Source organism: Salinimicrobium oceani, from assembly GCF_012037645.1.
In genome coordinates, this window is the sequence record NZ_JAAVJR010001504.1 from 1 (window position 1) to 300 (window position 300).

Below are 300 nucleotides of genomic sequence, written 5' to 3' on the forward strand. Positions count from 1 at the left end.
TCATGAAAGAAGCCGGAATAAAGCCGAAAAGAACCATTCGGGTTGTGCTTTTTATGAACGAAGAGAACGGCCTTAGAGGCGGAAATAAATATGCCGAAGTTGCCAAAAAGAACAAGGAAAATCACATTTTTGCACTGGAAAGCGATGCCGGCGGATTCACCCCGAGAGGGTTTTCCATTGATGCCCGGCAGTCACAATTCGAAAAGATCCAAAGTTGGGAACCTCTTTTTAGGCCATATCTTATCCATTACTTTGAAAAAGGCGGTAGCGGTGCCGATATTAGTCCGTTAGAGAATGGTA

General features: G+C 44.3%; 1 protein-coding gene. It reads left to right on the forward strand.

All coding sequences use genetic code 11. The features are described 5' to 3' along the window. On the forward strand, nucleotides 1–300 hold a 300-nt coding region (locus tag HC175_RS22845; protein WP_168140061.1), incomplete at both ends, for a M28 family peptidase.